At 49.0% G+C, this 15,878-nt stretch carries 9 protein-coding genes; all 9 read left to right on the top strand.

The features are described 5' to 3' along the window. Window positions 1-110 precede the first annotated feature (110 nt). The 9 genes from AC0YNW_RS24655 (at window position 111) to AC0YNW_RS24615 (ending at window position 15,878) form a co-directional block, all read left to right on the top strand. Window positions 111-641, top strand: a complete 531-nt coding sequence (locus AC0YNW_RS24655; RefSeq protein WP_475834261.1) for a CDP-alcohol phosphatidyltransferase family protein — start codon at window positions 111-113, stop codon at window positions 639-641. Window positions 642-792: 151 nt separating this feature from the next. Beyond that, the gene (gene fabZ, locus AC0YNW_RS24650; RefSeq protein ID WP_387478898.1) at window positions 793-1,224 is read left to right on the top strand and encodes a 3-hydroxyacyl-ACP dehydratase FabZ; all 432 of its coding nucleotides are present in this window, start codon (window positions 793-795) and stop codon (window positions 1,222-1,224) included. A gap of 65 nt (window positions 1,225-1,289) precedes the next feature. Continuing rightward, the gene (locus AC0YNW_RS24645) at window positions 1,290-3,005 is read left to right on the top strand and encodes a phospho-sugar mutase (protein ID WP_475834260.1); all 1,716 of its coding nucleotides are present in this window, start codon (window positions 1,290-1,292) and stop codon (window positions 3,003-3,005) included. Between the two features lie 30 nt (window positions 3,006-3,035). Next, on the top strand, window positions 3,036-5,150 hold the full coding sequence (locus AC0YNW_RS24640) for a DUF5693 family protein (protein WP_475834259.1): 2,115 nt from the start codon (window positions 3,036-3,038) through the stop codon (window positions 5,148-5,150). After that, entirely contained in the window at window positions 5,114-6,271 is a 1,158-nt protein-coding gene (gene csaB / locus AC0YNW_RS24635; protein ID WP_475834175.1) for a polysaccharide pyruvyl transferase CsaB, read from the top strand. Before AC0YNW_RS24640 ends, csaB begins: the two co-directional genes overlap by 37 nt. Window positions 6,272-6,278: 7 nt before the next feature. Next, complete coding sequence (locus AC0YNW_RS24630; RefSeq protein WP_475834174.1) at window positions 6,279-7,040, top strand: WecB/TagA/CpsF family glycosyltransferase; 762 nt, start codon at window positions 6,279-6,281, stop codon at window positions 7,038-7,040. A 197-nt stretch (window positions 7,041-7,237) separates the two neighbouring features. Further along, complete coding sequence (locus AC0YNW_RS24625; protein WP_387478739.1) at window positions 7,238-8,386, top strand: glycosyltransferase family 4 protein; 1,149 nt, start codon at window positions 7,238-7,240, stop codon at window positions 8,384-8,386. Between the two features lie 358 nt (window positions 8,387-8,744). Beyond that, window positions 8,745-12,947: an S-layer homology domain-containing protein gene (locus AC0YNW_RS24620; RefSeq protein WP_475834173.1), complete on the top strand. Its 4,203-nt coding sequence runs from the start codon at window positions 8,745-8,747 to the stop codon at window positions 12,945-12,947. 486 nt (window positions 12,948-13,433) lie between these two features. After that, window positions 13,434-15,878: an Ig-like domain-containing protein gene (locus AC0YNW_RS24615; RefSeq protein ID WP_475834172.1), complete on the top strand. Its 2,445-nt coding sequence runs from the start codon at window positions 13,434-13,436 to the stop codon at window positions 15,876-15,878.

Here is a 15,878-nt window from a genome sequence, read left to right as displayed (position 1 = left end):
TCTTTATCAGCGGCAAGCGGTGTTTGTTTTCATTTTGGAATAGGTAGTTTATAATAGTTGGGAACCATGGTGGGACATTCCGGGGACTAGGAGGAGTGTGAACGTTGCGTTTGAATCTGCCCAATCTGCTGACATCATTGCGATTTCTGTTGATTCCTGTCTATATTGGTATATTTGTTAGCGGTCACATGATTCCAGCTTTTCTCGTCGTGGTCGCCGCCGGTGTCACAGATGTGATGGACGGCTATATTGCCCGCAGATACGGACAAATTACGACGGTTGGCGAGATGCTTGACCCTCTGGCGGATAAGCTTATGCTGATTACCGTCATTTTATCATTGCTGCTGACGAGCCATATCTCTTGGTGGGCCGCGGGAGCTATGTTTTTGCGCGATCTCGGAATGATTGCGGGAGGGCTATTGACGCATTTTCGGGGAAAACGGACCGTGCCTGCCAATTGGATGGGCAAGCTGACGACCGTGATGTTTTATTTTGCGATCATGTTTATATTTTTTCAAGCACCATTCGCCCATACATACTTGTGGATCGTTATTGCGTTTTCGTTCGTAACTTCTTTCGTATATTTGGCGTCTTATAAAGAGCTGAACCGCGAGAATAACACAACTACAGAGCAAGTATAAAAACAGAAAGAGGCTTGATCCCGACACTTTAGGTCAGGGTGATCAAGCCCCCTTATCTTAACCTCCATAATCTGCAGAGTTATGAAGGATAAGACTAGTTTCGCTTAGATTGGACCGTTTTATACTATGAATTGTTGAAGGAGTCATAATGATGCTGGATATTAACCAAATTCAAGAAATCATTCCACACAGACCGCCATTTTTGCTCATTGACCGTATAGTGGAGGTCGAACCGGGCGTACGCGCCGTAGGACTTAAGAATGTCACGATGAACGAACCGTTTTTCACCGGTCATTTTCCAGGTTATCCGGTTATGCCGGGTGTATTGATCGTGGAGGCGCTCGCTCAGGTTGGTTCTGTGGCTATGCTGATGGTCGAGGCTAATAAAGGAAAACTGGGCTTTTTCGCAGGAATTGACGGATTCCGTTTCCGCGATCAGGTGAAGCCTGGCGACACGCTTATTCTCGAAGTGGAGATTACCCGTCTGAAGGGGCCAATCGGCAAAGGAAAAGCTACTGCTAAAGTAGGAGATAAGGTCGTCGCAGAGGGCGAGCTTATGTTTGCGTTGTCTGATCGTTCATAATTGTGGATTTTATGCAAGGATAAAGAATCCTATAGACAAGGGAGAGGTAGTCAAGGGTGAGCCAACTGACGAATGATAGCATCCAGACTCGATATGAGGCCTGGTTGAATGATCCTGTAATCGATTTGGCGACGAAGGAAGAGTTGCGGGCTATTGCAGGTGACGAGAAGGAACTGACGGATCGTTTTTACCGCGAGCTTGAATTTGGCACGGGGGGACTGCGCGGCGTGATGGGTGCCGGCACCAATCGGTTGAATGCATATACGGTAGGCAAAGCGACGCAAGGGCTTGCCAATTGGCTGCTGGCTAATCGCGTCGAGGGGAAAGGGCTTTCTGTCGTCATTGCCTACGATTCCCGTAACAATTCTGCGGAATTTGCCCTGGACACAGCTCTTGTGCTTGCCGGGAACGGAATTAAAGCCTATTTGTTCAAGGAGCTGCGCCCTACGCCGCAGTTATCGTTCGCTGTTCGCGACTTGGATGCTTCTGGGGGCATTGTCATAACAGCCAGCCATAACCCGCCGGAATATAACGGCTACAAAGCATACGGTGCAGATGGCTGCCAGCTGATACCGGAGGACGCTGAGCAGGTTATAGCCTCTATTGCGGCTATTGACAGCTTTGGCGTTATTCAACGTGCAAATAAAGGGGCTGCGGAATCAGAGGGCTTGCTTGTGTGGCTCGGGGAAGATGAGGACCGCCGATATACGGAGACGGTTGTTGGCGAGAGCCTGAACCGTGAGCTGCTGCAAGGTGAGCTGGGTGAGCGCTTCGGCATCGTCTTTACGCCGCTGCATGGATCGGGTAATAAGCCTGTACGCGACGCGCTCTTCGGCGCTGGTTTCAGGAAGGTGCTCGTCGTCCAGGAGCAGGAGCAGCCTGACGGCTACTTCAGCACGGTCAAATCGCCGAATCCGGAAGAACGGGAAGCGTTCGAGTTGGCCATTGCGCTGGCGAAGCAAGAAGCAGCGGATATGATTATCGGTACAGATCCGGATGCAGACCGGATGGGTGCGGTCGTCAAGGACGGCAATGGGGAATATGTTGTGCTGTCAGGCAATCAATCTGGTGCTTTGATGGTTCATTACAAGCTTAGCATCCTGAAGGAGAGAGGGCTGCTTCCGGGTAATGGCGTGGTCATCAAGACGATCGTGACAAGTGAGATGGGAGCCGATATTGCCCGTTCTTACGGGATGAGCGTCGAAAATACGCTGACCGGCTTCAAATATATCGGGGAAAAAATGACGGCATACGAGAAAAATGGGGAACGGGCTTTCTTGTTCGGTTATGAGGAGAGCTATGGCTACCTCTCCGGTACATATGCACGGGATAAGGATGCAGTAGTTGCTTCTTTGTTAATCAGCGAAGCCGCCGCTTACTACAGCAGTCAAGGCAAGACTCTGTATGACGTGCTAGTGGAGCTTTACGAGCAGTATGGCTTCTATCTCGAGGCGCTTGAATCTCGCACACTGAAAGGCTTCGATGGCGTGCAGAAGATCGGCGCGATTATGGAAGATTGGCGCTCCAACCCTCCAGTCGACATCAATGGCGTACGTGTCGTATCGGTTCAGGATTACGGAATCGGTCTGGACGGCCTTCGTCCGGAGAACGTGTTAAAATACGGTCTGGAGGACGGTTCATGGTTCTGCCTGAGACCTTCCGGCACGGAACCGAAAATTAAAATCTATTTTGGCGTAAAGAAAGAGTCGGCGGATGCTTCCGCTGCGGCGCTTCAGCAATTGCGGCAGACGGTTATGTCCCGTGTGGACGGACTGGCTTAACAAGGAATAGAACGGAGGATTAACGTGCTCATGCGTTGGCAGCGTTGGAATCGGAAAGCAAAGCTGTGGCTGTGGGTCATTACGCTAATTGGCGTAGTGGCAGCCATGCCGCTTGGCCTATCGCGAATGGCGATGGAGAAATCATCGAATACGATCGAGTATGTATTTGATCATCGGGATATTGTGGAGGTGGCGGAGCTTCGTCCGAATCCCAAGACATTTTTGAATGAAAAGGTGGATTTGCTCAAAGAGTCCGGCATTACGACAATGGCTCTGTATGAGAGCTCGCTCAAGGAGCTCATGCAGGCGGGCAGACTTACGTATTACAATGAAAAAGATGCTGCTTTGCTGCAAGGAAAATTACCGGACGAGCGGGTTAACTATACCTATGTTCTCTTTAACGGCCGTGTGGAAGAAGAGAAGATCGGTCCGCTTCTGCGCGAAGCGTATGGACGGATGGAAGTTCCGGTCCGCAATTGGTCGTTCGATGGACGTCCCGGTTTAATAATCGAAGAATCGCTGACGGCAGCCGTGCTGAAAACGTTCGACTTTGATCCGATGACCATTGAGGAGCTTACGGATAAAGGCTTTCACATTTTGCCGCGCTTCTCAGATCGCGTGGTACCCTACGATTCGGAGCGTACGGCAGCGCAGCTGGAGCGGCTTAAGTCGTACGGCATAACGCGTGTTCTATTCGACGGAGAGAAGGCCAAGGGCGTGTCAGACCAATCGGCGCTGCATAGCCTTGACAGCTTCGGCGAATTGCTTAAGCAATACGACATCGGTCTTATTGCGATTGAGAATTTGAAGAAACCTCAGCAAGGCATAAATAAATTGGCTTATTTGACAAATTATAATGTGACAAGGCTTTACTCCCTGTCGCCGGAAGACAGCATAGAGATGACGCAGGAAGGCATTGCCGACCGTTTCTTGCTGGCTGCCAAGGATCGCAATATTCGAATGTTCTTCCTGAATACGATGAATCAAGGCAGCGCGGATACAGGGCTGCTGAATCATTCGGTGGACAAGCTTGCCACTGCGATGAGCGGGCCTAATGGCGTAATCGCCCAGTTGGATGAGGCAGGTTACCCTTCGGGAATTGCCCAAGCGTTTACCTACGAAAAGCCATCATGGGAGAAGCCGGTGCGCGGTATTGTAGCGCTGGGAGCGATTGCGATAATTACGCTGCTGATCAGCGCGTTTATTCCGCATATCTCCATTCTGGTCTTTATCCTTGGCTTAATCGGTTCCGCAGGCTTGTTCGTTTTGAACAGCTCGCTTATGGAGCAAGCGCTTGCGCTTGGAGCAGCGGTGAGCGGTCCGACACTGGCGCTCATTTGGGTCATGAACCGGATCTATTCCCGGACGATTGGCGAGCGCCGCATGGTTGGCGGCGAAGAATGGACGGTTGGGAATCCGGCTAACGAACCTGAAGAACGGACACAATGGGTATTCCCTAGCGTGTCTATTGGCCGCAGAATCGGTATAGCGCTGAACTGGTTCATCGTGGCGACATGCATCTCGCTTACGGCCGTTCCGCTTGTATTCGGTTTGCTAAACAATATTACGTACAGTCTGGTGCTGGAGCAATTCAGAGGCGTTAGCGTATTGCATTTGGGTCCTATTGCTCTTATCGCACTGTACATCCTGCTTTATGAGGGCAATGAAGGCCGTGGCGTTATCAAGCGCGCGACCAAGCTGCTTCGTCAGCCGATCTTGGTTAGTTGGATCATTATTGCGGCTGTCGTAGGCGCGATAGGCTTCTACTATCTGTCCCGCACAGGCAACTCGGGACAAGTCTCCTGGATCGAGCTCATTATTCGCAATTGGCTGGAATCGACGTTCGGTGTTCGTCCGCGCTTTAAAGAGTTTATGCTGGGACATCCGCCGCTGCTGCTTGGACTGTTCCTCGCGATTCGTTACCGCGCGGCATGGGTATTAATCATTGTGGGCGCGATCGGACAGCTGACGATGGTTAGCACGTTCACGCACATTCATACGCCGCTGTATATTTCGATTGTACGCACACTGCTTGGCCTGGGCGCAGGTCTTATCATCGGCGCGATCTTTATCGCGGCTTGGATCGTATTGGAAGGAGCATGGCGCAAATGGCTGGCACCAATGATTCGCAAATATTCCGCATAGCCATATCCGGATATTACGGCTTCCGCAACAGCGGAGACGAAGCGGTGCTTCGTTCGATCCTTCTGGCGCTGAAGAATGAAGGAGACAAGCAGGGCGTAATTGTCCAGCCTATCGTGCTTAGCGCCGACCCGGCATGGACGACAGCGATGTATGGCGTGGAGTCCTTCCACCGGATGAAGCCGGGTGAAGTACTCCGCGCGCTCCGTAGCTGCGACGGTCTGATCAGCGGCGGAGGCAGCTTGCTCCAGGACGTGACGAGCGGGAAGACGATTCCCTATTACATTGGTGTCATGAAGCTTGCCCAGTGGCTGGGCAAGCCGACCTTCGCCTATGCACAGGGAATCGGGCCGATCAATCGCCGCTCCATGGATTCTATGATCCGGAGCGCAATGCACCGGAGCAAGTATGTGTCGGTGCGAGATGCGGAATCCGCCGCTCTGCTGGGGCGGATCGGCATCCCGCTGGACCGGATCGATATCGTGCCCGATCCGGTGATGGGGCTACCCCTGCCGGAGGGTTCACCGTCAGGGGAGCCGCGCGCCCGTGCGGACGCGGACGGGACGCCGCCGATTATCGGCGTCTCGCTGCGCCGTTGGCGTGAGGACGGCGCCGATATGGCGCGCGCCGCCGAGGCGCTGGTCGCGCTGTCGAAGCGCAGGCCGGTTCGGCTGCGCTTCTTGCCGTTCCACACTCCCTCCGACCGGGTAACGTCGGAAGAGGTGATGGAACGGCTGAGCGGCCGGCTCGGCGAAAGAAGCTCCGCCGAGCTGGCCGCTCCTGGCGACGACCCCCAGGCGATGCTTCTGGAGGTCAGCCGCTGTGACGCTTTGTTCGGCATGCGCCTTCACGCGCTAATCTATGCCGCCAATCAGCAAATTCCGATGCTTGGGCTGTCGTACGACCCTAAGATCGATCAATTTATGAACCGCTTGAATCTGCGTCCGATCGGAACAACAGAATCGCTGGATGCCGAGTCATTCGCAGACGAAGCGTGCGATTTGCTTGACGCGCCGGAGGAGTGGCGAATCAAGCACGGTCCCGCAATCGAGACGTTAAAGCAACAAGCAAAAAATCCCGCGCAACAAATCTTGCAAATATTGCGTCAATATAGATCGAGGTGATTTCCTCATGTCGAAACAACTGCCAACCGTGCCGATATTCGGCGTACCGTTCTCGAAAATGAGCATGGACGAGACGGTTCATTATCTTACTGAGGCTATTGAGGATGGACGCTTGACGCATGTCGTAACAGCGAATCCGATTATGGTCATGGAAGCTTTGGACAAACCAGAATTTGCTGCCGTATTACGCAAGGCTGACCTGATCGTGCCGGATGGCGCGGGGGTTGTATGGGCTGCCAAGACGGGAGGCAATCCCGTCGCTGAGCGTGTAGCGGGCTTTGACCTGATGCATCGGCTCATGGAGCAAGGAGAGAAGCGGCGCTGGACAGCTTATTTGCTGGGGACCACTCAGGAAATCATTGAAGCTGCCGCCGAGAAGCTGCAATTGCAATATCCGCAGGTCCGTATTGTGGGCTGCCGCAACGGATTTTTTGGCCCAAATGAAGATGAGGATATTGTGGAAGAGATTCGCAAGCTTAAGCCCCATCTGCTTTTCGTTGCCCGCGGTATGGATAAGGAAGCTTGGAATGCGCAGTACAAAGAACGTCTCGGCGTGCCCTTTATTATGGGTGTCGGGGGAAGCTTTGATATCGTATCCGGCAAGCTGAAGCGCGCGCCGATGTTTTATCAGAAGCTCCGAATTGAATGGCTATATCGCTTATTCCAAGAGCCTTCCCGCTATAAGCGGATGCTTGCGCTGCCGAAATTCGTCGTGAAAGTGCTCCGCAACAAAGAAAACGTGACAAAACCTCGTCCTGAGGCGCAATAATGTCGGTATTTTCATGAAAATTGGTTGAAAACGGTGTTGGTAATTCTTTTTCGAACGGAGTATAATTCACTTCGGAGCAAATGGTTGCCCAGGTGACTGTAGTCGCCGAATAAGGCGCCGTTTCCCGGTGAAATATAAGCAGAGCACTCGCTCATGGGCAAGACTGCTTATGTTTTCAGAAAAGGAGAGTTGTACACATGCCAGTTGGCTTCTTGTATACGATGGGATTTATTATCGCTCTTTTATTAGCACTTGCCATGACGCCGCTTGTGAAGAAATTTGCGTTCAAGATTGGTGCCATTGACAAACCGAACCACCGGAAAGTACATACGCGCATTATGCCGCGTCTCGGAGGACTTGCCATTTATATCGCATTCGTAGGCGCGTTCTTGGCCGTCTCGCCATTTATCCCGGACGGACTGTTACGCCCCCGCGATGTGAACATGATTAATGCGCTCCTTGTCGGCGGAACCATAATCATTATTCTTGGCGCGCTGGATGACCGCTTCGAGCTGTCAGCGAAGGTTAAGCTGCTTGGGCAAATTGCAGCCGCCTGCGTCGTTGTATTCGGCTTCGATGTCCGGATTGATCTCGTGAACATTCCGTTCGGCGAGACCATGCAGCCGATCGCAGAGTGGATCGGTATTCCGCTTACTATTCTTTGGATTGTCGGTGTGACGAACGCCATTAATCTGATTGATGGCCTCGACGGGCTCGCCGCTGGCGTATCCGGTATCTCCATTGCGACGATTGTAGTGATGGCGTCCCTGATGGGCTTCCAGCCAGTTATTCTGCTTAGCACGTTGTTGCTCGGCGGCATAATCGGATTTTTAGTATTCAACTTTCACCCTGCCAAAATATTTATGGGTGATTCCGGCTCACTGTTCTTGGGCTTTAGCTTGGCGACCTTATCCATGCTTGGCTTCAAGCAGGTGACGATCGTATCCTTTGTGACGCCGCTGCTTATTATCGGCGTACCGCTCTCGGACACATTCTTTGCGATTGTGCGCCGCTGGGTGAACAAGAAACCGATCTTTGCACCGGATAAGGGGCATCTGCACCACAGGCTCCAGGACCTTGGCTTCAGCCATCGCCGCACGGTATTGATCATTTGGGGAATTGCCGCAATTTTTGGCGTCCTGGCCATTGTTCAGTCCGCTGTCGTACAATCGAGCGCGGCCAATTGGATTACTTTTGCGGTTATATGCTTGCTGATGTTCTTCTTGCAGATTGGTGCCGAGTTGACGGGCATCGTTGACAAGTCAAAGCGTCCGCTCATCAATTTCCTGGCTCGCATCGGCGTTCGTATAGCGAAAGTGGATACGCAGCAGTCGCGCGGTAAATAATTTTCGCACTTATACACATAGAGCTCTGTATTCTTCGGGATACAGGGCTTTTTTATATGTCCGGATACCTGTTCTCTAGGAGTATTAGCCTAATTGCGCCAGTAATTTACCAGCTTGTCTAAACATCTGAGTTTTAGCCGCCGATAAAATACATACAGAACTTTTCTTGGGTCAGTGCGTCTTATAACAGGAAGAGAGAATATCTGACTTTGGAGGAAGAGGGAGGAACGATTATAAGTCAGTCATCATCCTATGGACATGCTATCCAATGACTATAGACCTAATCCGTATGATCCAAGTAGTTCAGCTGACTTACGCGCAGCATAAGAACAGATCCGCATAAAGGAGGAACACCGTTTTGAAAAGAGTATTAGCCCTACTTTTGACGTTTGCACTTATCGTGACGTTGCTGCCAACCTACATGGCTCCGCAAACGGCGAACGCTGCGGGAGCCTATTTCCTGTTCCCGAATGAGAATGACACAAGAGCCAACGCAAGAATTGTATCCACGAAGACGATTCAGATCGACGGTACGATTAACGGCGTTGTCGGCAGTTCCATTAGCTATAATGTCAAACAAGTGACTTCCACTGGATTAGAGGAAGTACTGAATACGACTGAAGAAATTACGACGGGGATCTCCACGACGGGCGATAACCGAATTAGCATTAATAGTCTCATCCTGTTCCCAGGCATGAATAAGATTACACTGAAAGGTATAGCAGGCACGTCGATTGTCTCGGAATCGATCTACATCGAATATCGTGACAATCCGATGCTGTATGACCTTAAGGTAACCTTCGAGAATCAGGATTACGATATGAAGGAAACAGGGCCTACCATGCTCTATTCCACAGCTCCGAACATTACGCAGCAAGGCCAGATCGTTATTACCGGCCGCGCGCCCAATGCTACAAAGGTAACCATCGATATTAACGGCCGCAGCTACGACTTCAATGTGTCGACCGGCAACAACAACAACCGGTTCAGCACATCTCAGCTGACGATTGACAAAGGCATCAACAACATCAAGTTCAAAGTGCATAACGGTGGACAAGTTGTAGAAACGACACGTCAAGTCGCTTTCTATAATGGCGAGGTTACATACTATGACCTTAAGATCAGCAACAGTGCAAACCCGCCAAAGGAGTCTAATCTGCAAAACAATACGGACTTCTCGACCAATGCGGGAACCGGCATTAAAGTATCCGGCACAGCGATTATTCCTTTGCCTCTGCATGATCTGAACGGAACTGTAAACAACACCATTCCGACAACAGATCCAGTGGTATTTAAAAATGCTCTAACAGCGCTGCTAGCTATGCGTATTCAAGGCGTAGCGACGGACCTTACCCCGGCTTCCGTATCTTACTCGCCAACTACGATTGATAGCACGACTAAGTTCATCACGGTTGATTTTACGTATAACATGCCGACTTTGTCGTTCGATGTGAAGAACAGTATTCGCTTCAAAGCACCAAACCTGACCCAGTTCGATTGGTCGACCTGGATCGACTTTACACTTAGAGACAATACAAAAGCGTATATCTACGACATTAACTACCTGACGGGCTTCGACGGCTCCATGACAGAAGCCATTACTGGCAATACCAACATGGTGCGTGCTAAAGACATTAGCCGCGTATTGAGCCTGCAAAGCACGGATATTCCTAGCGGGGGTGTGGACGTATATTCTGTGCCGATGGGCGTGGAATTGTTGATCGGCAACTATAACTCTGTTGTTGGACAAGATCTATCCCAGCTTAATGCGTTAGTGGGCAACATTCTGGTAGGTACTGTTCCGAACTCTACAGCGCTTAGCTACAAGCTGGTTGGTGAATCAGGCACCAGACCGCTGGGACAGATTGTTACCCAGACTGTCAATAACGAGCAGGTTTCATTCCTTCGCGTTTTTGTAGAAATTCAAAAACTGCCTACATCGGGTTCCAATACGATTACGTTCAAGTTGAATCATAATAATGCATCCAACGAGACGAAAAACGTTATCGCTCGTTTGCTGTATGGCCCGTATATGAAATTCGATGCCATCGTTGATGGAATGGATGTTAAGTTTGATACTGTGAACGGCACGCCAGCAAGCCTTCTCAATCAGTTGGGCTTCTTGAAGGGCCAATTGTTCAATGTGGTCAATGACGGTGAAATTAAGTATGCCGGAGCAGATCAGTCTGTGTTCCTGTACATTAATAACGTGGCCGTTGAATTAGAGCAGCAACCGGGCTCGGTGACCAAGTTCCAGCCGAAAAACTTTAACGTTGATGCGACGCAGCAATTTATTGCAGGCATCTTGAATAAAGCCGGCGACAATACGATCAAGTTTGTTTTTGCATCCAAGAGCAATAATTATGAGTACACGCTAAGGTTCAGCATCGTTCCAACGAACCTGCCGACGATTCCGTCTCCTAACTCGGACGGCGTCTACCCGTATTCGCAAGGCCAATGGCCGCCGGTATCGGCAGATTCCAACTTTAATAAGCAAGGGTCTGTCTACACAACAAGAGAAGCCTATTTTGATGTATACGGCACATTTGACTTCGTAGATCTGGGTACAGTTCCTGCGAACGTTCAATCCAATGTAGATCCAACTAGATTATCAAACCCGCAAGATTATATTGTTACCATTGATTCGCCGGACTGGAAAAGCCCGGTCAATTGGAACTTGACGAAGCAATTCAAGATGGCGGATAAAGACCGCAATATTATTACGATTGATGGAAACCCGGGCAGTGCCCATCATGTGATTAACGGAGCTGGAGAAAATCCATCCACTCCTGACGCAGCTGTACAATTCTATTATGATGTGAATGCACAGGACTTCTTCTTTACGATTAATAGCCAGGTAATGCCGGAGGATGGCAGTTCCTTGGTTTATGTAATCACAGTATTTAATGCCGGCGTTAATGGCCCGCGTGCCACATACCGTCTGGAAATCAATCCAATTTCCATCCCGTACAGCATTAAATCGCCTGTCAAAGAAGAGCTTGTGACGAATAGAAACTTTGTTGAAGTTATTATCAGTTCCCCAGGCGCCGATTCGATTACGGTCGGGAAGCAAAAAGCGGAGCCGGTTACTTTCGTTGATTATGGAGCTAACGGAGGCGGAACGACTTATATTGAAGCCTACCGGGCAGTAGTCAAAGATTTGAGAGCGGGAAGGGATACCAAAATTCCGTTCACGATTACACGCGGCGAGGATACAATTAAGCAAGAGCTGACCGTCAAATATGTGCCGACGAACATTCCAGGCGCACAAATGATGGAGACCATGGCTTCATCGCACAAATTGTTTAACAATTCATTGACGCTGACCTTCAGCAAAAACACGCAACTGATCAGACCGGAATATAACGCGTCCACTGGTCATGCAACGCAAGTATACAATGGTAATGATTTATTGTTTGCCATTGCGAATCCTAATGATGGTATCGTAGATAGGCATCTGTACGAAGGACAGCCGCCGAACTACTCGGCGACAAGTCAAGCTGCAGGCAACCTGCATATCGGTTATCGCTTCCAGGATGAAGCAAGACAATTTATTAAAGCAAGCCCGCTTTACTGGATTGACGGAGGCTTGGCTGATAATCCGGATCCGACTAGCCCGGCTTACGATCCGATTACGACGGGGCAAGATCCGTTCCCGTTCCCGAACCTGCTGAACAAGTACACCGATAACTTTGCAGCACGCTGGGGACAATTCGATCGTGAACTGGTACCAAGCGCGCCAGGTTCACTGACGCTAACCTACGACTCTAATGTCGTACAAAGTGCAGGTACGACGATTACGGTATTCCGTTTTGACCCTTATAACAGTAAGTGGGAAAACATCGGCGGTGTTGTAGACGAGAAGAAACGCACCATTACCGTTCCGTTTACGAAGTTCGGCTATTATGTAGCCGTTAAGCTGACGCGCGGCTTTAACGATATTACGGACCATCCGTACGCTCGTGAAGCGATGGAAGCGATCTTCGCCAAAGGCATTATGAATGCCATTGATCCGGTTGGCATGTTCGGCGGAGACCGTTACGTTACGCGTGGCGAGTTCACCCGTATGATCGTGAGAGCTATGGATCTGCCGTTAAACTTCAAGGGTGATCTGCATTTCTCCTATTATCCGGAGACGATAACGAACGCAAATCAGTCCAGCTCGATCTATGATTACCGTTATATTGAGACGGCTGCAAGGGCAGGTATCGTCAACGGCAAGCGTCCTGGCTTCTTTGATGAGGATGTGGAGCTCACGCGTCAGGAAGCGGCGGTTATACTTGCCAGAGCGCTTCAACTGAAGATGGAGCCTGATGCGACGAAAGCGAAGAAGTCGCTGGATAAGATATTCAAGGATTCTGGAACTTTCGATTTCTACTCCATCCCTGCAGTTCTAGCGATTCAAAAGAAAAACTTTATTCAAGGCAAGCTCATTAATCCGACAAATCCAAAAGAAGGATCCGTATTCGATCCAAAAGCAAGACTTCTTCGCAGCGATGCGGCAATTATTATGGCCCGCGTGATGAACGATATGAAGAAGCTTCCTAAGATATACAATTAATTACTGTGTTGGAAGAGGGGTTGGCGCTGAGCCAATCCCTCTTTTGTGCAATGTTACGAAAATTTTCAGCATTGATGCGCAATAGAGCTTGTACGAGAGTTATAGAGAGCATTTTTATCCATGGAAAATCTTTTGCATCGACTCCATGAATAGAACAAGCTATACTAACAACGTGCTAAGGACGCGGCTTGTCTAAGAAAAAACTCAGAAAAGTTTTTCCGAACGAATCGCAACTTTTCACGATGACATACGTTTAATTACATGACGTTGTCGAGAGGGCGCAACGATTTTAAATGGAATGAATTCACAAGTTCCTCTTTACGGTACGGGTAGCCCATTGTATAATGTTATAGTGATGCAGCTAGTCTAGCATCTATTCTTTCATGGTTTACAAGTTTCTACGACATGAGATTACATAGGGTTGATCATGCGTAGACATCATTTATACAAATTACTGCTCTACTCTGGGAAGGGGGTGAATCGGCTATGAGGGAAACGAGCAATTCATTATCCAAGCAAAACTCTCAACAACCGAAGCAATTTAGAGGAGGAGAAAAAAAGGTTATGAAGAAAAGTTTATCCCTGTTGGTTGCGATCGCAATGGTATTCTCCATGTTCGCAGCTGTAGCATCCGCAGCAGAGAAACAAACTGCTGGTGAGTACCTGCAAGAAATCGGAGTTATTAAAGGTAACCTTGAAGGAAACCTTAACGAAGACAAAGAATGGAAACGTGAAGATTTGACAGTTCTTCTGTCCCGTCTTCTGGGCGTAGAGAAAGCTGCTTCCGAGCACGCTAACACTCACGGCTTCACTGATGTAACTAACTCGTTCTACGATGGTTTCATCTCGTGGGCTAAAAAAGAAGGCCTGATGATCGGCAAAACCGAAACTACTTTTGGTTACAACGCTCCACTGACTAACCAACATTTCGCAGCTGTCGTTCTTCGCGCTCTGAAAATCGAAGCTGACTATGACGACGTTCCTAAAGTAGCAGTTGAAAAGAAACTGGTTGCTGAAGGCACTGACTTCGCTGCTAACGCTCTTCGTGGCGCTACTTACGAAGTTATCGTAACAGCTTTGAACACTGAAGTTACTGGCACTGGCAAGAAACTGGGCACAATCCTGGGTCTGAAAGGCTTTGAAGTTAAAGAGCTGACTCTTGACTCTGTAATCGCTCCTAGCCGTGCAACTGTTGTTCTTGACTTCAACACTGAAGTTGGCGCTGCTAAAGCTACAAACTTCACTGTACATGAAAAAGGCAACCAATACGCAATTAAAGTTATCGACAAAGTAGCAGTTGAAGGCGACAAAGTTACTTTGACTTTGATCGACACTCTTACAAACGATAAAGAGTATGTTGTAGAAGTTAACGGCCTGAAAACTAAAGCTGGCGACTACACGCTTGACCTGACTTCCAAAGATTTCAAATATGTTGCTCAAGCAGCAGCAAGCATTGGTTTTGCTCGCACAACAGTTGCTAAAGGTTCTGACGTTCCAGTTGTAATTAAAGATGCTAACGGCAACGACATTACAGCTAACTACAGCATCCCTGGCGACCTGACTATCGAAACTTCCGACACTACTAAAGTTGCAAGTGATCTGGAAGCAGTTAACGTTGGCTACGCAGTTGTTAACGTTAAACTGAACAACACTGATTTCGAAACTGGCAACACAATCATCAACGTTAAAGAAACTCTTTCCCAAGTAACTTCTTTTGGTAAAGTAGGCATCGGCAACATTGATGACCAAAAGCTTGACATCTTCGCTGGTGACACTGGCGTACTGGGCTTCCAAGTTCTTGACCAAAGCAACAACGTGGTTGACCCAGGTCAATACACAGCTTCTTTCAGATCGCTTAACCCAACAGTTGTTGTTGTTGACCAAGCTGGCCTGGTAACTCCAGTAAGCGCTGGTACTGCAACAGTAGTTCTGACTGCTGACGGCGGCGACGACAAGAAAATCTCCAAATCTGTAACAATCACTGTTAAAGCAGCAGCTAAAGCAACTTCTATCAAAGTTGAAGCAGCTAACTCGAAACTGGTTATCGGTTCCGCAATTGCTCAAACAGTTAAATTCGAAGTACTTGATCAATATGGCAACACATTCAAACCTACTTCTCCTGAAGTAACAGAAATTACTTATTCCATCAACAGAGACAAACTGGCTGACGGCGTTGCTAAAGACGTTGTTCAAACAGTTGGTATCGTTGACGGTAAAGCTGACATTGTTCTGAATCCTTATTCCGCAAGTGACGCTGAAGCACTTTCCGGTTCCCTGAAAGTGAAATACGGCTCCATGGAAAGAACTATCTCTGTTTCCCTTGTAAAAGCTGGAAACTTCGCTGGTTACGCTGCAGTTGCTGGTGACACTGCTCTTGACCTGAACGTTGACACAGCTGACAAAAAGCGTAAAGGTCCTACAAACACTACAATCACTGTTTACGAAAAAGACGTTAATGGCAACTACATTTCCGTTGTAAACAGCGGTGTAACTCTTGAAGATGCAGACGCTACTGGCGGTGCAGTATCTGTTGCTGGTCAAACAGTAACAAGCGCTAAAGTTGGATCCGAGAATGTTGTTGTTAAAGTAAACAGCGCTCGTGTTGCAACTATCGGCTTCACAGTAGTTAACACTACTCCAGCACTATCCACTGTTGCCCAAAACAACAATGCTGTAACAGTTAAAGCAGGCGACAGCTTGACTACTAAGTTGTTCGGTACTGATGCTGACGGCGGCGTGTTCGTTGGTTACAACCAATACGGCGACAAAGTTCAAATCATCCCTACACTGGATGCTACTAAAGTTCAAGTTATCTCTTCTGACCTGACTGTAGTAGACAACGATCTGAGCATCGGCGTTAAAGGTGAAGCAACTCTGACACTGAAAATCGCTGACAAACACTACATCATCGTAGTTAAAGTTGTTGACTAA

This window comes from Paenibacillus sp. J31R120, from assembly GCF_056269225.1.
This window is presented reverse-complemented; position numbering and strand designations above follow the sequence as displayed.

What these genes read in the sequence shown, in the direction of transcription:
- fabZ (WP_387478898.1), top strand. Translation starts at nt 793, where the DNA reads ATGCTGGATATTAACCAAATTCAAGAAATCATTCCACACAGACCGCCA.
- AC0YNW_RS24640 (WP_475834259.1), top strand. Translation starts at nt 3,036, where the DNA reads ATGCGTTGGCAGCGTTGGAATCGGAAAGCAAAGCTGTGGCTGTGGGTC.
- csaB (WP_475834175.1), top strand. Translation starts at nt 5,114, where the DNA reads ATGGCTGGCACCAATGATTCGCAAATATTCCGCATAGCCATATCCGGA.
- AC0YNW_RS24630 (WP_475834174.1), top strand. Translation starts at nt 6,279, where the DNA reads ATGTCGAAACAACTGCCAACCGTGCCGATATTCGGCGTACCGTTCTCG.
- AC0YNW_RS24625 (WP_387478739.1), top strand. Translation starts at nt 7,238, where the DNA reads ATGCCAGTTGGCTTCTTGTATACGATGGGATTTATTATCGCTCTTTTA.
- AC0YNW_RS24615 (WP_475834172.1), top strand. Translation starts at nt 13,434, where the DNA reads ATGAGGGAAACGAGCAATTCATTATCCAAGCAAAACTCTCAACAACCG.